23 protein-coding genes are annotated in these 21,983 nt (G+C 59.6%); 7 read left to right on the top strand and 16 right to left on the bottom strand.

Translation table 11 applies throughout. The features are described 5' to 3' along the window. Nucleotides 1–39: 39 nt before the first annotated feature. Nucleotides 40–1,290, top strand: a complete 1,251-nt coding sequence (locus EKL29_RS15505; protein ID WP_126690136.1) for a DUF3748 domain-containing protein — start codon at nt 40–42, stop codon at nt 1,288–1,290. On the opposite strand, the gene EKL29_RS15500 is transcribed toward EKL29_RS15505, so the two are convergent. Beyond that, on the bottom strand, nt 1,274–1,639 hold the full coding sequence (locus EKL29_RS15500; protein WP_120457741.1) for a YceK/YidQ family lipoprotein: 366 nt from the start codon (nt 1,637–1,639) through the stop codon (nt 1,274–1,276). The genes EKL29_RS15505 and EKL29_RS15500 overlap by 17 nt on opposite strands. A 286-nt stretch (nt 1,640–1,925) precedes the next feature. On the opposite strand from EKL29_RS15500, the gene ibpA reads away from it, so the two are divergent. After that, nucleotides 1,926–2,342 (top strand): small heat shock chaperone IbpA, encoded by a 417-nt coding sequence (ibpA, locus tag EKL29_RS15495; protein WP_033755460.1) that lies wholly within the window; start codon nt 1,926–1,928, stop codon nt 2,340–2,342. Nucleotides 2,343–2,422: 80 nt separating this feature from the next. On the opposite strand, the gene EKL29_RS15490 is transcribed toward ibpA, so the two are convergent. From EKL29_RS15490 to EKL29_RS15465, 6 genes are read right to left on the bottom strand one after another with little or no spacing between them, the layout of a single operon-like run. Then, complete coding sequence (locus EKL29_RS15490) at nt 2,423–3,334, bottom strand: EamA family transporter (protein ID WP_120457743.1); 912 nt, start codon at nt 3,332–3,334, stop codon at nt 2,423–2,425. Nucleotides 3,335–3,350: 16 nt separating this feature from the next. Then, on the bottom strand, nt 3,351–3,851 hold the full coding sequence (locus EKL29_RS15485; protein ID WP_126690135.1) for a YbaK/EbsC family protein: 501 nt from the start codon (nt 3,849–3,851) through the stop codon (nt 3,351–3,353). Nucleotides 3,852–3,890: 39 nt separating this feature from the next. Then, complete coding sequence (locus EKL29_RS15480) at nt 3,891–4,691, bottom strand: 2OG-Fe(II) oxygenase (RefSeq protein WP_120457747.1); 801 nt, start codon at nt 4,689–4,691, stop codon at nt 3,891–3,893. 5 nt (nt 4,692–4,696) lie between these two features. After that, a complete protein-coding gene (locus tag EKL29_RS15475; RefSeq protein ID WP_120457749.1) occupies nt 4,697–5,395 on the bottom strand; it encodes a class II glutamine amidotransferase in 699 nt (232 codons plus the stop codon). Beyond that, the gene (locus EKL29_RS15470; protein WP_126690134.1) at nt 5,392–6,669 is read right to left on the bottom strand and encodes an acetyl-CoA carboxylase biotin carboxylase subunit family protein; all 1,278 of its coding nucleotides are present in this window, start codon (nt 6,667–6,669) and stop codon (nt 5,392–5,394) included. Before EKL29_RS15470 ends, EKL29_RS15475 begins: the two co-directional genes overlap by 4 nt. Before the next feature lie 18 nt (nt 6,670–6,687). Next, entirely contained in the window at nt 6,688–8,154 is a 1,467-nt protein-coding gene (locus EKL29_RS15465; RefSeq protein WP_126690133.1) for a hypothetical protein, read from the bottom strand. Nucleotides 8,155–8,391: 237 nt separating this feature from the next. Here EKL29_RS15465 and EKL29_RS15460 point away from each other — a divergent pair, with 237 nt between their 5' ends. Further along, nucleotides 8,392–9,846, top strand: coding sequence for a PLP-dependent aminotransferase family protein (locus EKL29_RS15460; RefSeq protein WP_126690132.1), 1,455 nt, complete (start codon nt 8,392–8,394; stop codon nt 9,844–9,846). A gap of 36 nt (nt 9,847–9,882) precedes the next feature. On the opposite strand, the gene EKL29_RS15455 is transcribed toward EKL29_RS15460, so the two are convergent. The 9 genes from EKL29_RS15455 to EKL29_RS15415 form a co-directional block, all read right to left on the bottom strand. After that, the gene (locus EKL29_RS15455) at nt 9,883–11,136 is read right to left on the bottom strand and encodes a valine--pyruvate transaminase (protein WP_120457848.1); all 1,254 of its coding nucleotides are present in this window, start codon (nt 11,134–11,136) and stop codon (nt 9,883–9,885) included. Nucleotides 11,137–11,213: 77 nt separating this feature from the next. After that, nucleotides 11,214–12,185 carry a glyoxylate/hydroxypyruvate reductase GhrB gene (ghrB, locus tag EKL29_RS15450; protein WP_120457757.1) on the bottom strand — a complete coding sequence of 324 codons (972 nt, stop codon included), beginning with the start codon at nt 12,183–12,185 and terminating at the stop codon, nt 11,214–11,216. A 72-nt stretch (nt 12,186–12,257) separates the two neighbouring features. Further along, entirely contained in the window at nt 12,258–13,538 is a 1,281-nt protein-coding gene (locus EKL29_RS15445) for an MFS transporter (protein ID WP_120457759.1), read from the bottom strand. 36 nt (nt 13,539–13,574) lie between these two features. After that, complete coding sequence (locus tag EKL29_RS15440) at nt 13,575–14,528, bottom strand: sugar kinase (RefSeq protein WP_126690131.1); 954 nt, start codon at nt 14,526–14,528, stop codon at nt 13,575–13,577. A gap of 9 nt (nt 14,529–14,537) precedes the next feature. After that, nucleotides 14,538–15,287: a sugar phosphate isomerase/epimerase gene (locus EKL29_RS15435; RefSeq protein WP_120457763.1), complete on the bottom strand. Its 750-nt coding sequence runs from the start codon at nt 15,285–15,287 to the stop codon at nt 14,538–14,540. A gap of 138 nt (nt 15,288–15,425) precedes the next feature. Further along, nucleotides 15,426–16,451, bottom strand: a complete 1,026-nt coding sequence (locus tag EKL29_RS15430) for a LacI family DNA-binding transcriptional regulator (protein ID WP_120457764.1) — start codon at nt 16,449–16,451, stop codon at nt 15,426–15,428. 67 nt (nt 16,452–16,518) lie between these two features. Beyond that, complete coding sequence (locus EKL29_RS15425; protein ID WP_120457850.1) at nt 16,519–17,505, bottom strand: LacI family DNA-binding transcriptional regulator; 987 nt, start codon at nt 17,503–17,505, stop codon at nt 16,519–16,521. A gap of 162 nt (nt 17,506–17,667) precedes the next feature. Further along, nucleotides 17,668–18,330 (bottom strand): OmpA family lipoprotein, encoded by a 663-nt coding sequence (locus EKL29_RS15420; RefSeq protein ID WP_120457766.1) that lies wholly within the window; start codon nt 18,328–18,330, stop codon nt 17,668–17,670. 109 nt (nt 18,331–18,439) lie between these two features. Next, on the bottom strand, nt 18,440–19,000 hold the full coding sequence (locus EKL29_RS15415) for a DNA-3-methyladenine glycosylase I (protein WP_126690130.1): 561 nt from the start codon (nt 18,998–19,000) through the stop codon (nt 18,440–18,442). Nucleotides 19,001–19,139: 139 nt separating this feature from the next. Between EKL29_RS15415 and EKL29_RS15410 the strand changes: the two genes are divergently transcribed. The 4 genes from EKL29_RS15410 to dnaC all read left to right on the top strand — a co-directional run bounded on the left by EKL29_RS15410 (nt 19,140) and on the right by dnaC (nt 21,963). Then, nucleotides 19,140–19,829, top strand: a complete 690-nt coding sequence (locus EKL29_RS15410; RefSeq protein ID WP_120457769.1) for an autotransporter — start codon at nt 19,140–19,142, stop codon at nt 19,827–19,829. A 76-nt stretch (nt 19,830–19,905) separates the two neighbouring features. Further along, the gene (locus EKL29_RS15405; RefSeq protein WP_126690129.1) at nt 19,906–20,583 is read left to right on the top strand and encodes a hypothetical protein; all 678 of its coding nucleotides are present in this window, start codon (nt 19,906–19,908) and stop codon (nt 20,581–20,583) included. 103 nt (nt 20,584–20,686) lie between these two features. Further along, entirely contained in the window at nt 20,687–21,223 is a 537-nt protein-coding gene (dnaT, locus tag EKL29_RS15400) for a primosomal protein DnaT (protein ID WP_126690128.1), read from the top strand. After that, entirely contained in the window at nt 21,223–21,963 is a 741-nt protein-coding gene (dnaC, locus tag EKL29_RS15395; RefSeq protein WP_120457773.1) for a DNA replication protein DnaC, read from the top strand. Before dnaT ends, dnaC begins: the two co-directional genes overlap by 1 nt. Nucleotides 21,964–21,983 lie beyond the last annotated feature (20 nt).

Below are 21,983 nucleotides of genomic sequence, written 5' to 3'. Positions count from 1 at the left end.
GCGTAGCGTGTGGGGCAACATTTTTAGTCAGGTTGCCCTATGCGCGAAAAACAGATCACCTTCAGCCCGCGACATCATCAGCTTACCAACAGCAACGTCTGGACCGCCGACAGCCAGTGGCTGGCTTTCGACGTTCGACCGTCGGGCGCCTCCTTTACCAGCGAGACCATTGAACGCGTCAATGTAGAGACCGGCGTGGTTGAGGTGCTTTATCAGGCAACCGACGGCGCGCATGTCGGCGTCGTGACCGTCAGCCCGGATCTGCCGCCGCGCTATCTCTGCATTCATGGCCCGGAACATCCTGACGAAACGTGGCATTACGATTTTCATCACCGGCGCGGTGTGATTGTGCAAAACGGCCGGGCGCAGAATCTCGACGCCTGCGATATCACGCCGCCCTTTACGCCCGGCGCGCTGCGCGGCGGCTCGCATGTGCATCTCTACAGCCCTGACGGCTCGCGCATCAGCTTTACCTACAACGATCATGTGATGCATGAAAAAGACCTGAAAGAGGATCTGCGCAACGTCGGCGTTGCGGTGCCGCTGCGCGCGGTCGCGCCGGTCAGGCAGCATCCCCGCGAATATAGCGGCAGCCACTTCAGCGTGTTGATCAGCCGCACTACCGCGACGCCGCGTCCGGGCAGCGACGAGATTAATCGCGCATATGAAGAGGGCTGGATCGGCGCGCGCGGCTATCAGAAGCCGGACGGCAGCTGGCAGCGCTGGGCTATCGCCTTTATCGGCGACACGCTCTCCGCCGCCGGTGAAAAACAGCCGGAGGTCTTTGTCGTCGATCTGCCGGAGGCGCTGGAAGATTACGCCATGCCGGGCGACGAACCGCTGGAGGGAACGGAAAGCCGCCTGCCGGCACCGCCCGTGGGCGTGCGGCAGCGTCGCCTGACCTTTACGCGCGGGCTGGCTCAGCAGCCGCGCCACTGGCTACGCAGCGCGCCTGACGGCAGCGCCATCGCCTTTTTAATGGCGGATGAGCAAGAGGTGGTTCAGCTCTGGACGGTGTCGCCCAATGGGGGCGCGCCGCGACAGGTGACGCGGCTGACGCATTCGGTGCAGTCGGCATTTAGCTGGCATCCTCAGGGCGCCGCCGTCGCCTTTATCAGCGATAACCAGATTATGCGCTGCGATATCAGCAGCGGCGCCTGCCAGCCGCTGACTGCCCGCAGCGAACAGCCGCCGAGCGGCGACGCGGTCGTCTGGTCGCCGGACGGAGAAAAGATCGCCTTTATGCGTGAGGTCGATGGCTGGCGACAGCTCTTTACTGTGCTGGCCTGACCGCTGGATAGGGCGCGGCCTGCGCCAGATTCTCCTGCGTGTGGTTCAGCTTTTCGCTCTGAAGGATGCGCTCTCGCGGGGAGTCGATCGATTTGTCTTCGTCGCTGCGCGCGTAATCCCAGGGCAGCAGCAGCGTATCCAGTACGGCGGAGAAGGGCAGATCGATCAGCGCCAGCGGTTTAAGCACCCAGCTGCTGTGATCGTCAACCAGAATATCAGCGCTGGCGCGCGTGCCCGGATAGTAGCCCTGACTCGGGCCGGTATGTGACATTACGCTGGAGCACCCGGTAAGGGTAAAGGTGCAGCAGGCCAGCGCGCCTGCCAGAGGAAATGCTTTTAATAATTTCATCTTCATCGTCCCTTCAACTGTGGCGTTCGCCCCGGCTGAGTTAGCTTATCCGTTAACATCCTCACTCTACGGCGAGGTGCGTTATGTCAGACGAAAGGTCCCCTGAGTGTATGCCACTTCAGCAGAATGGCGAAAAAAATTGCGATTCGCCTCTTGAAAGCGGATTGGGCATACCCATTTTTAAGCTACGGACGCACTCGCTGTCGCCGACAGGGACATCGGGGCGCCGTACAACCTGTCCATGGTGGAAGGTTGCCAAAACTTGCTGAATATCAGGAGTCATTCCATGCGTAATTTTGATCTTGCTCCCCTTTATCGCTCTGCTATCGGTTTTGATCGCTTGTTTAACCTGCTGGAATCCAACCAGAACCAGAGCAATGGTGGTTATCCTCCATACAACGTTGAACTGGTTAGCGAAAACCACTATCGCATCACTATTGCGGTGGCGGGCTTTGCCCAGAACGAACTGGATATTACCGCTCACGACAACGTACTGATCGTACGCGGCGCGCATCCTGAAGAGCAGACCGAGCGTAAATATCTCTATCAGGGGATTGCCGAACGCAACTTCGAGCGCAAATTCCAGCTGGCTGACCACATTGTGGTTCGCGACGCACGCCTGGAAAATGGCCTGTTGAGCATCGATCTGGAACGTATCGTCCCTGAAGAGGCGAAACCGCGCCGGATTGAAATCCTAAACTAATCAGCATCAACGAGAAAAAAACGCCGCTTCTGCGGCGTTTTTGTTTTTCATACTCAGTGCGACAGATGCCAGGCACGCCATTATGGATGGGTGCGCATCGCCAGGCGCTGGCTTATCAGGCCGCCAAAGACATTGACCAGCAAGCCGAAGATAATCACCGCCGCGCCCAGCATCTGCTGCGCCGAAAGCCGTTCGTCCAGCACCAGCGCGGCGCTGAGAATGCCGACGACCGGCACCAGCAGCGACAGCGGCGCCACGCGCCAGGTTTCATAGCGGCTAAGCAGGTTGCCCCAGATGGCGTAACCGACGATGGTGGCGATAAAGGCAAGATAGATCAGCGCCAGTACGGTTTGCAGCGAGATGTGCGTCAGGCTAAAGAAAATAGCGCTTTCGCCTTCGAAGTACCATGAGCAGGCGAAAAAGGGCAGCACCGGCACCAGCGCGCTCCAGACCACCAGCGACATCACCGGCACCTTGCGGTTGCGCAGAATGATCTTATTGGTGATATTGCCCAGCCCCCACGACAGCGCCGCCGCCAGCGTCAGCATCATGGTCGTCAGCGTGATGCCCGCAGCCGACTGACCCTCCATGCCCGCCGTCGCCAGCATAAACATCCCCAGCGTCGCGATCAGCACGCCTGCGATATGGTTCCAGCGCAGCTTTTCCGCCAGCAGCAGCGCGCCCAGCAAAAGCGTGAAAAACGCCTGCGCCTGCAGCACCAGCGAGGCGAGCCCGGCAGGCATGCCGAGCTTGATAGCAAGAAACAGAAAAGCGAACTGGCCAAAGCTGATGGTCATACCGTAAACCACCAGCCAGCGCAGCGGAATGGCGGGGCGAGAGACAAAAAAGATCGCCGGAAACGCCACCAGGGTAAAGCGCAAACCCGCCAGCAAAAAAGGCGGCATGCCTTGTAAGCCGAGCTTAATCACCACGAAATTGACGCCCCACGCCACCACAACGCAGAGCGCCAGCAACATATCTTTGGCTGACATAACCTTTCCTCTGCCTTCAGGCGCTAACCGCTACTGGCGTGGCGATATCGGCATAGCAGTCTTCACCTACAATACGGCGATAGTCATCTGCATTAAGGGCGATCGATTTTTCCAGCGCGCCAGCGTTAAACCACAGCGTGCCGACGTCGCGCAGACGCGTATCGACGCGCAGTGCCAGCCGGTCATCAAAACTAAACGGTGGCACCGCGCCCATCACGCACTCGGTCAGCGACTGCGCCATCTCAGGCGCAGCGAAGCTCGACTTTTTACCGCCGATGGCGCGCGCCGCGCTTTTGAAATTGATTTTGCAGTCGCCCGGCACAATCGCCAGCAGGAAGCGCGATCCGCCGCCTTCCGGCATCGTGACTTCCAGCACCATCGCCTTCGCCGCCTGGTTAAGCGCATTGCCGCGCAGCGCGCTGATGGTGTCGGTCTGGCCGATCGCCTCATGCTCCACTACGCGATAATCCGCCTTATGCCGATCCAGCAGTGCGGTAATTTTTGAAAAGGTCGTCATCTGTTCTCCTCGTTTTGCAAGGCTGCGCGTCGTCGGGCGTCAGCTCCACGCAATCGCGTGTTTCATTTTTTTATCGGTCAGGCCGAAAAAGAAGCCCATGGTTATGCGGGTATCGCCCTCGACGCGATCGATTTCATGGTAAAAGGCGGGATTAAACAGGTAGATATCGCCGCTGCGCGGCGAGAATTCGCAGGTTTCGCTCTGCGCCACCACGCCGCTCTGGTAGCCCAGCTCGCCTGGCGTTTTGAAACGTTCATCTTCCGGTGCCCATTTTTTATTGAAAATGCGCAGCTCGCCGCCCGCGTTGCACTCCTGCAGGCAGACCACGCAGCTGAGCTGGTGCAGGATCTGCGTCACCGCCAGACCGGTGTCGGCAGCGTCACGCACGATATTGTCGTTGTGCAGCGGATTGGCGACGCCGTTGGCATGGAAGCGCACAATCGATCCGGCGTAGTCGCCCAGCTCCGGCTCATGGGCGGTTTTCAGGCTCTCCAGCTTCAGCGCGTGGCGCACCCACTCATAGATTTGCAGGCGCAGTGCGGCAAGAGAGGGCGGCAGCGCAGGCTCAATGTCGCGCCATTCGGTAAAATAGTTTTCCGGTGCGGCCGTATGTTTCGCCAGATAAGGGCCGAGCGTAGTCAACGCGCCGTTGGGATAGTGCGAAACGCGGATCTTCTCGCGGCAGCGCTGCAAATCTGTTACCACCTCCTGACGCTCCTCATCGGTCAGGAAGTTGCGTAGCACCAGCAGCGGCACGCGCGCCGTGACAATGTCGTCCAGCCAGGTTCTCTCCACATACATGCTGGGATTGATCACGCGTATCTGATTAAAAATGGCCATGATGTTTACTCCCCCAAAGGAATTTCGCGTAGTTCATGGTTAGCCATGCGTCGCCAGCTGGCGGCGTCGCCCAGTGTTGGAACAGGTTCAGATGAAATATAGGTGCAGCGCTCATGCTGCAGTGCGTGCAGCGTAAAATAGTGTGGGTAGGGTGTATCCTGCGGATGCCACTGCCACGCCCATGCGCGTTCACGCGTGACGAAAATCGCATTGCCCGCGCTACCGCCCGGCTCGACCTGAGCCAGCTTGTCGCGCAGGTAGTCGCGCGTAAAGTCGGCGGGGGTAATGCGATCCACCAGATATTCCAGATATTCCGCGGAGTCGAAGCGGGACGCCGCCATGCCGAGGTGAGCGTAAACCTTAGGCATAAAGCCGTTATGCATCATGTACCAGCGCGTACCTGCGCTGTCGCGCAGCAGCGGATGGGAGAACTCCAGCCCCTGGTTTGTACTCAGCGTGGCGTGGCGCACATGCACCGCCAGAAAACGTCCCTTGATACGATCGACATCAATATCGGGCAGCGCGTCGGCAAAAGGGCCGCTGCCGCGCAGCGTACGGATCTCGCCCTCTTCCAGCCATAAACATCCCCAGCCGTTAGGGTGCTCTTTAATCGGGCCATCATGACAGGCGGTTTCCCCGCAGCTCATGGCGCGTGCCGCGTCCAGTACCTGCGCCACGTTGAATTCGCCCTGCGCCAGAATCATTCTGCACACAATAAATTTCCTTCTGAGAGTAGAGATGTCGCGCGTACCAGGTTGTTAAAGACGGCAAGAATATCGTCACGACCGTCGGCGGCCAGGCGCAGCGTGCCGAGAATGCCCGCATGGCGCGTTAAATCAGCATAGAGTGACGAGCGCCGTGAGACCTGCAAACCGGGAAAGGTCAGCGGCGGCAGCAGCGCGCCCTGATGATGTTCCGCAATCCAGCTTTCCGCCTGGCGGAGCTGAGCAGGCTGGCGCAGGCGCAGCTGGCCAACGGCGCGCGGCGGCGCGGCGAAGCGCAGCGCGGGCATCTCGCCGCCCGCTTCAAGCCGAAACGCGATCTCTACCCAGTTGATGCCGGTCGCCTCCTCAACCAGATTCACTACGCCCATGCCGGAAAGGCGAAAACCCATTTCAAGAAAATGTGGCACGCCATCCACCACGATAAAATCGATATGAAAGGCGCCGAGCCGGTAGTCGAAGGTTTCACAGCAGAGCGTCATCAGGCTGGCGAACGCGGGCGGCAGCGGCTCGGCGGCGACGGCGACGTGTCCAGATTCGTAAAAGCTGATCCCGCCCTGCGCGTCGCGATGCCGCTCAATCACTTTCTGGCAGCAGGTCAGGGCGTACGGATGACCTTCATGCACCACGCCCTGCAGCGAATATTCGTCGCCGTCCAGCCAGCTCTCAACGATAAACCCGCTAAAGCTGCGGCCGCCGTAATTCATCGTCTCTTCCAGATTCTGCACGATGCCGGCAAGCCGCTCGGGCGCTTCCACCAGCCAGATCCCCAGCCCGCCGCCGCTGTCCACCGGCTTGATAACACAGGGATAGATCAAGGCCTGGTGGGCATCGAGAATGCTGAGCGGCGAAGCGAAAAAGCGAAACTCCGGCTGCGGAAAGCGCGGCCAGGCTTTTTTCAGCGCCATCCGCTGGGCATATTTATCCAGCGGGATAAAGGTGCGTGGTGCATCGGGCCCGGCCAGAATTTCCCGCACCCGACCGGCGCTGGCGTTGTAAGCCTCGAACCCGGCCAGCACCACGCGCGGATGCTCCAGCAGACCGGCGTGCAGACAGGCCTGCAGCACCTCCCAGGCATTTTCCGGCCGATCGAGGCGAAGAATTAGATCAAACGGCAGCGTCAGGCTGAGTGACTGGTAGTCGATAAAATCGCTCATCTCCGCCAGCACGGTAAAGTAGCCGTCACGCTTCGCCACTTCGCAGTAGGGATTCTGGCCGTCGCGCGTGGCGCCTATTTGCAGGAAGACCTTTCTCATCGCTTCGCCTTACCGGGATCAGCGCCCGGAAATCACTTCGGTCACGGTATCCTGCAGGACGCCGTGGTTAACCTGAATCACCGCCTTGTGCGGATCGAAGCGCAGAACGCGCGACAGCGGATCGGCGCTTTTGCCCTCCAGCAGCGAACTCACCTGGCTGCTGCGCCAGCAGTGGCGCATCTGGGCGAGATCCAGGCCGGAGAGCTGGTTCAGCTGCTGCGTCAGCGCCGCGTCGTCGCGCTCGCCGGAGAGTAGCTGGCGAATCGCCGTTTCATCCAGCGCGATCCGCTGCTGCGTCAGCCAGCTGTGCAGCTGGTTGCCCTGGGCGATAAAGGGGGAGTAGATCATGCAAATCAGCTGGGTCTCATCGAGGCCGAACGCCTCAGCGGCAAAGCGCGCCGCGCGCTGGCGCTGCTGTTCGATAGCCTCGTCATCCTGATAGCGCGCCGCCATCTCGGCGATGAGCGGCTGCGGAAAATCTTTCTGCGCCATCAGCCCCAGCGCAAAGCGCACATATTCGCGGATGCCTTCAGCATAGCTGCGCTGCAGCAGCGTTTCCGCGCGCAGACCGCGAATATGCGCCATCAGCGTCGGGTTGCCGCAGTCCGATTCGGAAAAGCTGAACATCAGCGCGTCGAAGCGGAAGCGCATAAAGTCATTGAGCAACGCCCAGTGCGCGCCAGCTTCGTAAGCAGTGTCCTGATAGATATTGAAGAAAAGCGGGTTACGCGTCAGCTGATGCATGATGCGGCGCGCGGGCGTGACGCCCTCTTCGCCGTGAATGGCGGCCGAGTAGCGATCGGCCACGCCGTCGAGCGTCTGTAGAAAGCCGCGAAAGCCCTGATCTTTTTCCGCCGTCGGCGCGTTAAACAGGCGGGAAAGGTGGCGCGCCCAGGCGACATAGGCGGTCTGCTCCTGCGGCGAGTCGCCGGTGATAATCAGGTCCACGCCGCCGTTGTAGTGCGCCGCCAGGCCGAACGAATTCACCATGCTGAGGTTGCAGGCGTTGCAGAAGGTCGAGCGCGCGTCGGCGCGAAAGCGGTGGCCGTTCATCAGCACATCGCTGCGGTTTTGCTGGCGCACTGCCTCAGGCAGGGGAAGATGACGTTCAAAAGGGCGGATCTGCTGGCCGTCGACGATCAGACTCTCTACGAAGGCGTCATGGTGAATAGCCAGCGCGTGGTAAACGCGGTCGATATTCTCCATCACGCTGTCGCTCATGGCGGCGTGGCGGTTGGTGCTGATGCGCAGGCGAAAGGTGTCGCCGCGCTGCTGCCAGATTAATCCCTGAATATAGCGCACATAGGCCACCATATAGCTGCTGTCTTTACCGCCGCCGTAGGCGAGCAGAATGCGGTTGCGCGAGAGATGCTCGCTATCAGGCAGCGCGGCAAGCAGGCGATGAGAGCACCGTTTAGCGGAATCGATGATTGCGGGCGTCAGATAGCCTTCAATTTCTCTCATCATGGTGGACAGATTATTCATTTCTCGCGTTTTCCTTTGGCTGATAAACTCGGTTAAATGCACGTAACCCGGTGATTTCATGAAAAACAGGCCATTAAGCGGTGTAGCAATGAATGCCTGAACTGAGACGGTCGTCAGGGAACCTGGCGCAGAGAACGGAACGGTTTTGCGTCATAAATAATTAAGAGATGCAGCCTAAAGTACTTTGAATGTACTCTCTTGAATACGCACAGATCAGTACGATATGGGGTGGAACAGATGCCCGGTGAAACGGACGAGCAGGAGAGTCAGAGCAGTCGTTACCGCCAGATAGCCGAGCAGATCAAGCAGGCTATTCGCAGCGGCTCGCTGCTGCCCGACAGCCGGTTGCCCTCGGTGCGCACGCTGGCTACGCAGTACAGCGTCAGCCTGACGACCGCGCTAAAAACGTTACGCACGCTGGAGGATGAGCGCTTTGCGGTGGCGAAGCCGAAATCGGGCTTTTTCGTCGCGGCGCGCCTGACGCATAAAGAGGCGCAGCCGTCGCAGTTAGCGCAGCCGCGCCTGGTCGCGCCGCTGGATGAACAGACGGAGATGCATCTGGCGATCCTCGGCTCGGAGTGCCGCGTTCGTCTCGATCTGGCGAACGGCGACAGCTCGCTCTATCCGGTAAAAAAAATCGGGCTGCTGATGCGCCAGATGGGATACAGCAAACCGGCGCTGCTGGGCACCACGGTTAAAGGCACCGGTTACCTGCCGCTGAAGCATGAGATCGCGCGCCGCGCGGTGGAGTACGGCTGTAATATCAGCGCTGACGATATTCTGATCACCAACGGCTGTATTGAGGCGGTATCGCTGTCGCTGCGGGCTACGATCAAGCCTGGCGACGTAGTGGCGGTGGAGTCACCCTGCTACTTCGTGCTGCTGCAGATGCTGCATAATCTCAACCTGCGCGTCATCGAAGTAGAGGCCGGGCCAGAAGGTTATGTCGACGTCGAAAAGCTTACTACGCTGTTTCGTCGTAAAGCGGTACAGGCCTTTCTCACCATCAGCAACGTCAACAATCCGCTCGGTAAATCGATTCCCAACGAGCAGAAAGCCTATATCGCCCGTCAGGCCGATGAGAATGATGTGGTTATCGTTGAAGATGATATTTTCGGCGACACCGCCTTCGGCGAACGGCGTCCCTTTCCGATGCGCGCGTTTAGCCCCAACGCCATCCTGTGCAGCGGCTTTTCTAAAACCATCGCGCCCGGCATTCGCATTGGCTGGGTACACAGCGTCAACTACATGCGCAAGATCGCTTCGCTGAAATATACCTCGACCATGGGCACCTCGACGCTGTCGCAGGCGGCGATCGCCGAACTGCTGCGCAGCGGCGGCTATGACGCCCATCTGCGCAAGCTGCGGCGCGAACTGGCCGGACAGATCCAGAAGATGCGGCAGTCGCTGCTGAGCGAATTCCCGGCGGGCACGCGCGTCTCAGAACCGGAAGGGGGCTATGTGTTGTGGGTAGAGATGCCGCATCGGGCGCTGAACGTGCGCGCGCTGTTTCTCAAGGCGCGTAACGCTGGCATCGGTATCGCGCCGGGCCATATTTTCGCTACCGATCACCGCTACGACCACTGTTTCCGGCTTAACGCCGGGTTTGGCTGGAATAAAGAAGTCGAGCAGGCGATCCGCCAGCTGGCGCAGTGGTGTCGGGAATCGCTGGTAGAAACAGAAGAGGAGTAAGCTCCGGTCAGGCCGGAGCTTACTCAGGGCAGCCGATCACACCTGCTCCGCAAACGCCTTTTCTACCTCTTCCGCCAGAATCTGCACCGCGCGCTCGATGGTCTCGGCGTCCGGCACATAGTTCATGCGCATGCACTGGTGCGTGTGCGGCCACGCCTGCTCCAGGCCGGGGAAGAAAAAGTGGCCCGGCACCATTAATACGCCACGCGCCTTCAGCCGCTGGTAGAGCGCCTCGGTGCTGATCGGCAGATCGCGGAACCAGAGCCAGAGGAAAATCGCGCCTTCCGGTTTATGGATCAGGCAGCGTTCTTCCGACAGATAGCGGCGAAGAATCGCGATCGTCTGCGTCACTTTCGCCTGATAGAAGGGCTTAATCACCTCTTCCGACAGCCGCAGCAGGTCGCCGCGCTGGATCATCTCGGCGGCGATAGCGGGGCCAATGCTGCCGGGTGCCAGGCTGATAATGCCGTTCATATTGCTGATGGCACCGATAGTCTTTTCGTCGGCGACGATAATGCCGCAGCGTGCGCCGGGCAGACCGAGCTTCGACAGGCTCATGCAGAGAATAATATTGGGATTCCACAGCGGGCGCGCTTCGCTGAAGATAATGCCGGGGAAAGGCACGCCGTAGGCGTTGTCGATCAGCAGCGGCACATCATGCTGCTGCGCCAGCGCGTCAAGCTGCATCAGCTCGTCGTCGGTCACTACGTTGCCGGTCGGATTGGTCGGGCGCGACACGCAGATCAGGCCGATGTCGTCATGCATCGGCAGATGTTCGAAATCGACGTGATATTTAAACTGTCCTTCCGGCAGCAGCTCAATATTGGGTTTCGCGGAAACGAACAACCCTTCATCCAGGCCGGCATCGGCGTAACCCAGATATTCAGGCGCCAGCGGAAAGAGCACGCGCTTTTTGCTGCCGTCGGCGCGGCGACCGGCGAACAGATTAAACAGATAGAAAAAGGCACTCTGGCTGCCGTTGGTCAGGGCGATGTTCTGCGCGGTTACCGGCCAGCCTAATTCGCTGCTGAGCAGCGTCGCCAGCGCATTCAGCAGCGTGGCTTTGCCGCGCGGGCCGTCATAGTTGCAGAGCGCTTCGCTCAGCTTGCCCTCGTCATGCATCTGCTGCAGCAACTGCTGAAAATAGGCATTCATCGCCGGGATCTGCGCCGGATTGCCGCCGCCGAGCATAATGGTGCCGGGCGTGCGCAGGCCTGCGCCCATATCTTCCATCAGACGTGAGATGCCGGTGTGCTGGGTAAACTTGTCGCCGAACTGAGAAAAAGCCATATAGAAGTTAAAAACGTGTGACGAATGGGAAACCAACGATAACGCCCGCCAGCGGCGGGCGCAATGGAAAGGGCGGATTACTTAAGCACGTCAGGATTGACGCAGTTCTTTTCCACCTTGCCGGTCAGCGCGGCGATCAGGTTCTCTACCGCATCCTGCGCCATACCGTAACGCGTTTCATGGGTAGCGGAGCCGATGTGCGGCAGCGTTACCACGTTAGGCAAAGAGAAGAGCGGCGATGAGGTCAAGGGTTCCTTCTCGAATACGTCCAGGCCCGCCGCGTGGATCGTGCCCTCTTTCAGTGCGGCGATCAGCGCCTCTTCGTCCACCACCGGACCGCGTCCGGCGTTGATCAGGATGGCGCTCGGCTTCATGAGCTTAAGCTGCGCCGCGCTGATCATATGGTGTGTCTGCTCGGTCAGCGGCAGGCTGATGCAGACAAAATCGCTCTCTTTCAGCAGCGTCTCCAGATCGCAGCGCTGCGCGCTGAAGCGAGACTGCGCCTCTTCATGTTCGCGACGCGCGTTATAAAGCACTTTCATCCCGAAGCCAAAGTGCGCACGCTGCGCCAGCGCCATGCCGATGCGGCCCATGCCGAGAATGCCGAGGGTTTTATGGTGCACGTCGACGCCGAATCTGTCTGGCCCGATGCTTTTGTCCCACTGGCCCGCTTTTACCCATGCGTCCAGTTCGGTCACGCGGCGCGCGCTGCTCAGCACCAGCGCCATCATGGTGTCGGCCACCGTCTCGGTCAGCACCGTCGGCGTATGCATCAGCAGCACATGGCGTTGATTGAGCGCGTCGACGTCGAAGTTGTCGTACCCCACCGATACGGTTGAGCAGGCGCGCAGCTTCGGCATTTTCGCCAGCAGTTCGCCGTCGACCTTGCCGCCAGAGCCGATCAGCCCTTCGGCCTGCGCCAGCGCGTCAGCGTGCTGCTGCTGACTCTCCGGCGACAGATCGCGGATTTCGGTTACGCTGAAGTGGGCGTCAAGCCGGGCGCGCAGGTCGTCCGGCAGGCTTTTATACAGAATCACGGATGGTTTCATCGTTCGCTCCCTGTAAAACGTGTGACGGGCGACACACAGGTCGCCCGGAGAAGAGGGTCAGCGCTTACGCTTTCAGGCGTGTTTCGCACCGTGCAGCGGCGGCGTTTTATTTTCGGTCGGCTTGACGATCAACGTCAGCCACACCGATACCAGCAGCGCTGCGCCCATAAAGATATAGGAGGCCGCCGGACTGCCCGTCGCTCCATTAAGATAGCCGACAATCCAGGAACCGACGAACGATCCCAGCGCACCCATGCTGTTGATCAATGCCATCGCGCCGCCGGAGACGTTGCGCGGCAGCATTTCCGGGATGATGGCGAAGAAAGGTCCGTAAGGCGCATACATGGCTCCGCCTGCAATCACCAGCAGCGCGTAAGAGAGCCAGAAATTGCCGCTGCCCACCAGATATGAGCCGAGGAATGCCAGCGCGCCGATCAGCAGCAGCGGCCAGACGAAGAGTTTGCGGTTCTGCATTTTGTCCGACGCCCAGGAGACGACGATCATCGCAATGGTCGCCGCCAGATAAGGCACGGCTGACAGCCAGCCCGCTTCCACCATGCCCATCTGCGTGCCGTTGCGCAGAATTGACGGCAGCCACAGCACGAAGCCATAAACGCCGATGCTCCAGGCGAAATATTGCATGCAGAGCAGAATAACGTTGCGGTTGCGGAAGGCCTCGCCGTAGTTGCGTACCGCCTTGATATTCTCCTGCTCTTTTTTCAGCTGGGCGGCCAGCGCGGCTTTCTCTTCATCGCTCATCCAGCGCGACTGCTCCGGCTTATCCTGCACCATAAACCACCAGGCGACAGCCCAGATTACGGCCGGGATCCCTTCGAAGATAAACATCTCGCGCCAGCCGAACGCGTTAATCAGATAGCCGGATACCACCGACATCCAGAGCACCGTGACCGGGTTACCCAGGATCAGGAAGGTATTTGCGCGTGAGCGTTCCGATTTGGTGAACCAGTTACTGATATAAATCAGCATGGCGGGCATAACCGCCGCTTCCACCACGCCGAGTACGAAGCGGATCGCCGCCAGCATCGGGATATTGCTCACTATGCCGGTCAGCGAAGCGCAGACGCCCCACAGCACCAGACACCAGAAAATCAGTTTTTTCACGCTGCGGCGTTCGGCGTAAACCGCGCCGGGGATCTGGAAAAAGAAGTAGCCGAGAAAAAAGAGCGCGCCCAGCAGCGAGGACATGCCTTTGGTAATGCCCAGGTCGTCGTTTATGCCGGCGGCAGAGGCGAAGCTAAAGTTTGCGCGATCCAGATACGCCAGACTGTAGGTGATAAACACGATGGGCATGATATACCACCAGCGTTTCGGCGCGATTGTCTGCGTTTTCATGGTGTTCTCCTCTGATATTGCGGTTCCGGATGCAGGCTAATAATCGCCTAACTCGCTGCGTGTCGGCAGCCCTTCGCTGTCGCCGATCACCTGAATCGCCAGCGAACCAATTCTGTTGCCGCGCGTAATTGCCTGCGGCAGCGTTTTACCTTCCAGCAGCGCGCTGATCACGCCGACGGCGAAGCCGTCGCCCGCGCCAACGGTGTCCACCACGTTTTCAACGCGGATCGCCTCGACCTGGCCCTGCTCGCCCTGCGCGGTTTTATACCAGGCGCCGTCGCAGCCGGTTTTAATCACCACCGCTTTTACCCCTTTATCCAGGTAGAAATCGGCGATGGCTTCCGGCTGACGATAGCCGGTCAGGATATAGCCCTCTTTTTCGCCCGGCAGCACCCAGTCGGCGTATTCCGCCAGATGATTGAGCTGCTGACGCATCTCCTCTTCGCTGCGCCACAGTACCGGCCGCAAATTGGGATCGAAAGAGATGGTTTTGCCGCGCGCGCGCATCTCTTTCGCGCTGTGCTTCAGCAGCGCCAGCGAGCTGTCGGAGAGCGCCGCGGCGACGCCGCTCAGATGCAGATGGCGCGCGGCGCCGAAGTAGTCGCTGTTAAAATCGTCAACGGAAAGATGGCTGGCGGCGGAGCCTTTACGAAAATACTCCACCAGCGGATCGGAGCCGTCGTCGACTTTGGATTTCAGCTGAAAACCGGTGGGATAGCGCGCGTCCTTCGTGACCTGACGGTGGTCGACGCCTTCGCTCTCCAGCACCTGGCAAATAAAGCGGCCAAAGCTGTCGTCGCCGACACGGCTTACCCAGCCCACTTTCAGGCCGAGACGCGCCAGCCCGACGGCGACGTTAAGTTCCGCGCCCGCCGCGCGCTTGATAAAGGTTTCGGCGGCGGCGAGATCGCCGGTTTCACGTGCCACGAACATCGCCATCGCTTCGCCGATGGTGACGACGTCCAGCGTGCCGTTATTCAGAGTAGTCATCTTCTCTCCTTACCGAGTGCGCAGCAGGGATACATAGTGGCGAGTTACCGCCAGCAGATCCTCGCCTTCCAGCGGGAATTCGATGCCGCGCGGCGCGTCGTCCGGCAGCTGTCGCAGCAGCTGACGCCAGTCATCTTTCGCTTCGTCCAGCGCCACCGCGCGATAGCTGTCGCCGTGCGGTTCAGCGGCTTTGACGTGAATATAGCGCACAAAACGACCAAGCTGCGCCGCCGCCTCCTGCGCGTTCTCCTGCGTCCAGAGCCAGTTACCCATGTCGAAGGTCATCACCACCGGCAGGCTCTCCCGCTCCGCCGCCTGGAAAAAATGCAACGTAGGCGCGAGCTTGCCGTTAGTGGTTTGATCGTTTTCTACCGCCAGCTCAAGCGGATAGCGTTCACTGAGCGCGCGCAAATCCGCACCGTGCAGGTCACCGTTAAATCCGCCCAGCGCCAGCTTAAGGCGCTGCGCATTCAGCTGCTGAGCTTCTTTAAGGTAGTTCTCCAGCTGGGGATTTAACGCGCCGTCGTCACAAAACAGCGTGTCGGGTACCGAGTAGCTGGCGCGCAGCTGATGTTGCTGAATAGCATGGGCCAGCGCGGGCAGGTTCGCGAGCGTAGCGGCGTCGAAGAGTTCGCGGCGGATTTCGACGCCGTCGGCGCCTGCCTGCTGGATCAGCGGCAGCAGCGCTTGCTGTCCGCCCAGCGCGGCGACCTGTTGTTGTCCGTAAGCTGCGGTCACCACAACAATTTCAGCGTTCATCGTCACTCCTCAAAAGCGCATTAAGCAAAATTCACAGAGAAAACGTTAATTGGAACCGGTTCCAAAGCAAAGGAGCAGAGGCTGAAACTATGATCGTGCTCACGAAGCGAGCACGAGAAAGGAGGAAAAAAGGGGGGATCAGGGAAGCGGCTGGCTGGAGCCGCGCACTACCAGTTCACCGGAAAAAACCTGCTCTCCGGCAGGCCCGGCATTGCCTTCAATGCGGGCGATCAGTCGCTCCAGCGCCGCATAGCCAATTTGCCAGGTAGGCTGTCTGAGCGTGGTAATGCCGACGCCCGCCAGCGCGGCCCACTCCAGCTCGTCGAAGCCGAGCAGCCCGATATTTTCTCCCCAGCGCAGGCCGACGCGCTGCATAGCGCGCGCAACCTGCAGCGTCATCGCGCCGTTCGCCACCATCACCGCCGCGCGTTTTCCGCGCTGACGCTGTGCGTAGTCGAGCAGCAGCGCATCCAGCGCCGCGGGCTGATGCTGCGGCACCTCCGCGTTTTCATGCGCAATCTGCGGCCAGGCGGCGAGCCGCTGGCGGAAAGCCTGCAGGCGTTCGCGGCGCGTGTTGACGCTGCCCAGCGGCTCGCTCAAAAACAGCAGCGCCTCATAGCCGTTGTCGAGCAGATGCTGCGTGGCGATCTCGGCAGCTTCGGCGTTATTCAGGCCGACCACATCGCAGGCGAAGTCGGGGATTTTTCGATCGATCAGCACCATTGGCAGCAGCGACTGCTGCAGACGGCTCAGTGCTTCTTCGCGCATGCCGACGGCATTTACCACCACGCCCTCGACCTGATAGCTGCTCAGCAGCTGAAGATAGTGCTGCTCCAGATCCACTTCATTGTTGGTGTTGCACATCAGCAGCGTAAAGCCGCGTTCGCGGCAGGCGGCCTCGATACCGCACATGACGTCGACCGAATAGGGGTTGGTGATATCCGCGATAATCAGCCCGATCAGACGCGTGCGGCCGCGCTTCAGCCCGCGCGCCATCTGGCTGGGACGGTAGTCGAGCTCGGCTATCGCCTGCTCAATACGGGCTTTTAAATCAGCGGAAAGAAGATGCTGCTCGCCATTGAGATAGCGAGAGACGCTGGTTTTACCGGTTCGCGCGCTGCGAGCGACATCGCTGATGGTGGCGCGAGGCGGTCTGTTCTTCATGTCGATACCTGTAAAAAGAGAAACAGGCAGAGACTAGCACAGCCGCTGGCCGTCGCAAAAAGGGCGATCAGCGCGCCGCGCTGTCCAGCCAGGGCTGACGCAGCAGCTGCAGCTGGTCCAGCGGCGCGCCATTAAGCATCTGCACTACCATATCAGCGAGCTGCTCGCCGGTTTCGCGGTCCGAGGCCTGGCGGATTGCGATGACCGGCGCCTCGACGATCGCTTCGCGCGGCAAGCCCTCCCAGGCATACAGGCGAACCGCCTCACTACCGTAAAGCCGGTTCGCCTGCTGTACCGCCAGCGCCGCGCCTTCCGCCAGCGCGCTGCTGTCGGCGATAATCGCCTGAAGCGGCTTCCCCTGCGCCAGCCAGGCGGCGCACTGCTGATAGCCGGCGCGGCGCGACGGCGGCACAGCCACCATATCGACAGGCGTGACGGTGCCCATGGCGTCGAGAAAGCCCTGGCGGCGGTCGCGGACGAAGGTCGTCGCCTCATCGCTGCCCAGCCAGGCGATACGCGTCAGTCCCTGTTGCAGGCAGGCTTCCACCGCCAGGCGCGAGCCGAGGTGATTATCGACGTCAAGCCAGGCGTAGGGCTGCGGCAGGTCGCTGCGACCGAGCGCCAGAAAGCGAAAGTTTTTTTGCTGCAGGCTCAGCAGGCGTTCATCCTGCGGAAGGGTGTGGGTGACGATCAGCGCATCCAGCACCCGGCTACGCAGCAGTCGGGTCAGGGTGCGCGGCCCGTCCTGGGGCTTATCGACGAGCAGCAGCAGATCGATCTCCAGCTGCGCAAGGCGCTGATCGAACGTCAGCAGCATTTCGCTGAAACGGCAGTCGCTGACAGGCGACGTACTCGCGGGAAAGACTAAACCCACCGCATTGGCGCGGCCGGTCTTCAGACGGCGTGCGGCAGAATTGGGACGATAGCCGCGACGCTGCGCTTCTGCTTCGACACGTTTGCGGGTCTCCTCCGCCACATCCTCATAGCCGTTTAATGCCCGGCTAACCGTGGTGACGGACAACCCTAATTCGCTGGCGATGGCCTTTAGTGACATGCTGGACGACTCGCTGAACACGTTTATTTTCACGCTAACATAAAGTCTGTTTTGGCACTACAGAATGCATGTCGGCTGAGCGCTTTTGTCGAAATAAGCGCGTAAAAATGCCAGAAAAATAGCAGAGTGATAAAAGGCGCCCCATTGCGGGGCGCTTTCGCATCAGCCAGTGGGGCTGAGGGTGATTTCCACGCGGCGGTTTTGCGCCTTGCCTGCCTCGGTGCTGTTGGTGGCAACCGGGTTATCAGGTCCCAGCCCCTGCGTGCGCAGACGGCCCGCCGCGACGCCCTGCGTAATCAACGCGCTGGCGACGCTCTCCGCACGCTGCTGAGAGAGACGCATATTCAGCGCGCGCGAGCCGGTGCTGTCGGTATAGCCCACCACGTTTACCGCGGTTTTCGGATACTCTTTTAGTACCATGGCGACGCCGGTCAGCGTATTGGCGCCCGCCGCTTTCAGGCTGCTGCTGCTGGAGTCGAAGGTGACGTTATTGGGCATATTGAGCACGATATTATCGCCCTGGCGCGTCACGCTGACGCCGGTGCCGCGCATTTTTTCACGCAGCTTGGCTTCCTGCACATCCATGTAGTAGCCGATGCCGCCGCCCAGCGCCGCGCCGGACGCTGCGCCAATCAGGGCGCCCTTGCCGCGATCTTTTTTCGATGAGGAGAGAACGCCGACGCCGGCGCCCATTAACGCGCCGATTCCCGCGCCGATGCCCGATTTACCGGCCTGCGATTCGTTGGTGTATGGATTAACGGTACAACCTGACAGCGCAAGGCTGCCGCTCAGTAACAGGCAAAGCGTAAGTGATTTTTTATACATGCTCATTCCCTAAATCAAATAAAGACATAACGTCTTTAAAGCGGCGAGATTATGCCGCTTATAATCAGAGAAAGGGTGAGGGAAACTCTTATTTTGCTGAGGTTAAGCGTTAAAGGTTGTCAGGATGGCAAAAACAGTCTGTCTGATGATCGCTAATCAACCCGCAGGCCTGCATAAACGAATAGCAGATTGTCGGGCCGACGAATTTAAACCCACGCTGCTTTAACGCCTTCGACAGCGCTATGGCCTGGTCTGACGTCGTAGGCGCTTCTTTATAATGTGCGAAGTGGTGCACAATCGTTTGGTTATCGACAAACCCCCACACGAAACGCGCAAAATCCTCTCCTTTTGCCTCCATTGCCAGGTAAGCGCGCGCATTAGTGATAACAGCGGCGAGTTTGCCGCGATGGCGTATCAGGCCGCTGTCCATCATCAGGCACGCCAGATCGTTTTCATCCATCAAACCCACCGTCTGAGGATCGAAGGCGTGAAAAGCGCGACGATAGTTTTCGCGTTTTTTCAGCACGGTAATCCAGGAAAGGCCGGCCTGCTGACCTTCCAGACAGAGCATCTCAAACAGCGCCTGCTTATCGGTTTGCGCAATGCCCCACTCCCGATCGTGGTAGGCCAGGTAAAGCGGGTCCTGAGTGACCCAGCCGCATCGTTGCATGTTCAGTATCCCGAAGAAGAGAAAATTTTATGGCGACGCTTGATCTTACGTTCAGCCGGTTAATAGTTATACAGCAGGCGCGATAAAACAGCCCCTTAATAGCGCCGAGTGTTCTCTTCAGCGTCGTCTGGAGTTTTTCATGTTGCAGAAAAGTCAGTGTGCCAGCCAGCGCCTTGCGGCGTTGGGGCTGAGTAGTGCGTTGCTTTTTTGTTCTGCAACGCCCCTGTTTGCCTGGAGCAGCGAGACGTTGTCATCAACGGATGACGGCGCGCGCACGCGTCCCGATTACAACACTATCCTTGCTGAAAAAATTTCCCGAAATCACCTGATTGTCGGTAACGATGCCGATATGAATTTCCTGGACGCGGCGCTGAACCCGACTCAGGGGGCGTTCACGCTGCGCGTCGAGCCTGTGCCGACCGGCAAGCGCTATAGCGCGGGCTGGGATATGCCGCTGGGCGCTTCGCTGACCACCGGACCGGTGGCACAGTATGCGACAGCGCTCGCGCCGCTCAGCTGTCCGCAGTGCGATTTTAGCCGCGACGCCGTAGCGACGCTGGGCTGGCGCGTTGATTCCCGGCTGGGCTGGATCGCGCCCTACGCGCAGCTTAGCTATAGCTACCAGCCGGGCGAAAGCTTTACAGGCGAGGCGCGCGATCGCCTGCCGGATGACGCGGCCGCACGCGAAGAGAGCCGGCTGGACGTCAGTGTCGGCGCAAATATACCGTTAAATCAGAATGTTGCAGCCTTTGCGGCCTTTTCGCAAAGCAGCGCCATTAACAATGGGGAGGAGTTGATTTACAGCCTTGGCGTCAGCGCCAGCTTTTAGTCCGGGGCATAAAATGAGAAAGGGCGAGCAGGCAGCGCCATATAATAAGCGCGCTAATCAAAAAAGTGGTGATAAAATGCGCGAAAATCTCTCAATACTTGGCCGTGAATGCGCGGCTTTTTTATTTGCAACACTCTTCATTGTGCTGATGATGTCGGCTATCTATATCGACGTTAACTGGATGAACAATGCCGTGCACGAGACCTCGCTGACGGAGACGCTACAGGAGATCATGCTCGCCTCCATCGCGGTGATGTTCTTCTGGTCGGCGTACAGGCGTCCCGACCTGCGCGGCGCGCTTATCCTGATCGGTGGCTTCTACAGCTGTATGTTGATCCGCGAGCTGGACTTTGTGTTCGACGTGATTAAGCACGGCAGCTGGGTATGGTTCGCGCTGGCGACCACTGCCGCCTGTCTGGCGCTGGCGCTGCGTTCGCCGCGCGGCACGCTGGACGGGCTGGTCGCTTTCATGACGGATCGCTGCTGGCTGATGACCGTCAGCGGCATGCTAATCGTACTGGTGTTCTCCCGCCTGTTCGGCATGCATCAGCTCTGGCAGCACCTGATGCTGGATGGTTACAACCGCGTGGTGAAAAACATCGCGGAAGAGGGCACCGAGCTGCTGGGCTACAGCCTCTGCTGGCTCGCCTCTACGCGCTATCTGTGGCAAACGCGTCCGGCGCGCATCAGGGCAGCGGCTGCTGAGCCGCTGCAGACGCCGCTTTCCACCAGGACCGCTTCATCCTCCTCGTAACATGCGCCTTTTTTGGCGATCCAGGGCGCTAAAAAAGGTACAATAGAGACTTGTGCGCCGGTGCTCTGCCGGCGCAACGTGCAGGTCAACGTCAGGTTTCATCATGTCAGTCAAAATACTTACTTCTACGCTTATTGGCCTGGATGCCTTTCGTCAGGATCCACGCCAGGCGCTGCAGCAGGCGGAAAACGGCACGCTGGCGGTGCTGGATAATTACGTTCCGGCATTTTACGCCGTGACGCCCGAGCGGCTGGCGCATCTGCTGGCGCTGGAGGCGGCGACGCAGCAGCCCAGCGATGTGACGCTGGATGACAGTTTATATGACGACCTGCCAGCCGCCTTGCCGACGCCGGTCGGCAAGTTTGCCATGTATTCAGGCTGGCAGCCCGACGCCGACTTTCAGCGCCAGGCCGCTATCTGGGGCGTGGCGCTGAGCGAGCCGGTCACGCCTGCCGAGCTGGCCGCCTTTGTTGCCTACTGGCAGGCGGAAGGCCGCCTGTTTCACCATGTGCAGTGGCAGCAGAAGCTGGCGCGCAGCGTGCAGATGAACCGCGCCGCCAGCGGCGGCCAGCCAAAACGCGACATTACGCAAATCAGCAATACTGATTACAACATTCCCGATGGGTTCCGAGGTGAGTAATGAAAACGCCGACCGATCTGTTCAGCCGTTTGAAAAAGATGATGCCCGCCAACGTACAGCCGAAGTTCACCAGCGGTGAAGAGCTGCTGGCCTGGAACCAGGAGCAGGGGCGCCTGCGTTCGGAATCTATCGTGCGTGAAAACCGCGCGATGAAAATGCAGCGCGTAATGGGGCGATCCGGCATTCGCGAGCTGCATATGAACTGCTCGTTCGATAACTATCGCGTCGAGAACGAAGGCCAGCGCAGAGCGCTGACAATGGCGCGTCAGTATGCGGACGATTTTGAGGGCAGCATCGCCAGCTTCGTTTTTTCTGGCCGTCCGGGCACCGGCAAAAACCACCTGGCGGCAGCTATCGGCAACGATCTTATCCTGCGCGGTAAAAGCGTGCTGATCGTGACCGTCGCGGACCTGATGTCCAGCATGAAAGGGACCTTTAGCGGCGGCAGCGACATTACCGAAGAGCGACTGCTGCAGGATCTCAGCACCGTCGATCTGCTGGTGATTGACGAGATCGGCATGCAGAGCGAATCGCGCTATGAAAAGGTGATTATCAACCAGATCGTCGATCGCCGCTCATCCTCGAAACGCCCGACCGGTATGCTCTCTAACCTCGATCCCGCAGGCATGAATACCCTGCTGGGCGAACGCGTAATGGACCGCATGCGTCTCGGCAACAGCATGTGGGTGCGCTTCGACTGGGAAAGTTATCGCAGCCGCGTGCGCGGCGACGAATATTAATCTTCTCTTTTTTGTAGAAA

Origin of the sequence: Pantoea sp. YU22 (assembly GCF_003970755.1) — a bacterium.
In the GTDB taxonomy this organism is placed as follows: Bacteria; Pseudomonadota; Gammaproteobacteria; order Enterobacterales; family Enterobacteriaceae; genus Pantoea; species Pantoea piersonii.
The sequence above is the reverse complement of the archived record's forward strand: the minus strand, read 5'-3'. Positions and strand labels throughout refer to the sequence as shown.

What these genes read in the sequence shown, in the direction of transcription:
- EKL29_RS15505 (WP_126690136.1), top strand. Translation starts at nt 40, where the DNA reads ATGCGCGAAAAACAGATCACCTTCAGCCCGCGACATCATCAGCTTACC.
- EKL29_RS15500 (WP_120457741.1), bottom strand. Translation starts at nt 1,639, where the DNA reads ATGAAATTATTAAAAGCATTTCCTCTGGCAGGCGCGCTGGCCTGCTGC.
- ibpA (WP_033755460.1), top strand. Translation starts at nt 1,926, where the DNA reads ATGCGTAATTTTGATCTTGCTCCCCTTTATCGCTCTGCTATCGGTTTT.
- EKL29_RS15490 (WP_120457743.1), bottom strand. Translation starts at nt 3,334, where the DNA reads ATGTCAGCCAAAGATATGTTGCTGGCGCTCTGCGTTGTGGTGGCGTGG.
- EKL29_RS15485 (WP_126690135.1), bottom strand. Translation starts at nt 3,851, where the DNA reads ATGACGACCTTTTCAAAAATTACCGCACTGCTGGATCGGCATAAGGCG.
- EKL29_RS15480 (WP_120457747.1), bottom strand. Translation starts at nt 4,691, where the DNA reads ATGGCCATTTTTAATCAGATACGCGTGATCAATCCCAGCATGTATGTG.
- EKL29_RS15475 (WP_120457749.1), bottom strand. Translation starts at nt 5,395, where the DNA reads ATGATTCTGGCGCAGGGCGAATTCAACGTGGCGCAGGTACTGGACGCG.
- EKL29_RS15470 (WP_126690134.1), bottom strand. Translation starts at nt 6,669, where the DNA reads ATGAGAAAGGTCTTCCTGCAAATAGGCGCCACGCGCGACGGCCAGAAT.
- EKL29_RS15465 (WP_126690133.1), bottom strand. Translation starts at nt 8,154, where the DNA reads ATGAATAATCTGTCCACCATGATGAGAGAAATTGAAGGCTATCTGACG.
- EKL29_RS15460 (WP_126690132.1), top strand. Translation starts at nt 8,392, where the DNA reads ATGCCCGGTGAAACGGACGAGCAGGAGAGTCAGAGCAGTCGTTACCGC.
- EKL29_RS15455 (WP_120457848.1), bottom strand. Translation starts at nt 11,136, where the DNA reads ATGGCTTTTTCTCAGTTCGGCGACAAGTTTACCCAGCACACCGGCATC.
- ghrB (WP_120457757.1), bottom strand. Translation starts at nt 12,185, where the DNA reads ATGAAACCATCCGTGATTCTGTATAAAAGCCTGCCGGACGACCTGCGC.
- EKL29_RS15445 (WP_120457759.1), bottom strand. Translation starts at nt 13,538, where the DNA reads ATGAAAACGCAGACAATCGCGCCGAAACGCTGGTGGTATATCATGCCC.
- EKL29_RS15440 (WP_126690131.1), bottom strand. Translation starts at nt 14,528, where the DNA reads ATGACTACTCTGAATAACGGCACGCTGGACGTCGTCACCATCGGCGAA.
- EKL29_RS15435 (WP_120457763.1), bottom strand. Translation starts at nt 15,287, where the DNA reads ATGAACGCTGAAATTGTTGTGGTGACCGCAGCTTACGGACAACAACAG.
- EKL29_RS15430 (WP_120457764.1), bottom strand. Translation starts at nt 16,451, where the DNA reads ATGAAGAACAGACCGCCTCGCGCCACCATCAGCGATGTCGCTCGCAGC.
- EKL29_RS15425 (WP_120457850.1), bottom strand. Translation starts at nt 17,505, where the DNA reads ATGTCACTAAAGGCCATCGCCAGCGAATTAGGGTTGTCCGTCACCACG.
- EKL29_RS15420 (WP_120457766.1), bottom strand. Translation starts at nt 18,330, where the DNA reads ATGTATAAAAAATCACTTACGCTTTGCCTGTTACTGAGCGGCAGCCTT.
- EKL29_RS15415 (WP_126690130.1), bottom strand. Translation starts at nt 19,000, where the DNA reads ATGCAACGATGCGGCTGGGTCACTCAGGACCCGCTTTACCTGGCCTAC.
- EKL29_RS15410 (WP_120457769.1), top strand. Translation starts at nt 19,140, where the DNA reads ATGTTGCAGAAAAGTCAGTGTGCCAGCCAGCGCCTTGCGGCGTTGGGG.
- EKL29_RS15405 (WP_126690129.1), top strand. Translation starts at nt 19,906, where the DNA reads ATGCGCGAAAATCTCTCAATACTTGGCCGTGAATGCGCGGCTTTTTTA.
- dnaT (WP_126690128.1), top strand. Translation starts at nt 20,687, where the DNA reads ATGTCAGTCAAAATACTTACTTCTACGCTTATTGGCCTGGATGCCTTT.
- dnaC (WP_120457773.1), top strand. Translation starts at nt 21,223, where the DNA reads ATGAAAACGCCGACCGATCTGTTCAGCCGTTTGAAAAAGATGATGCCC.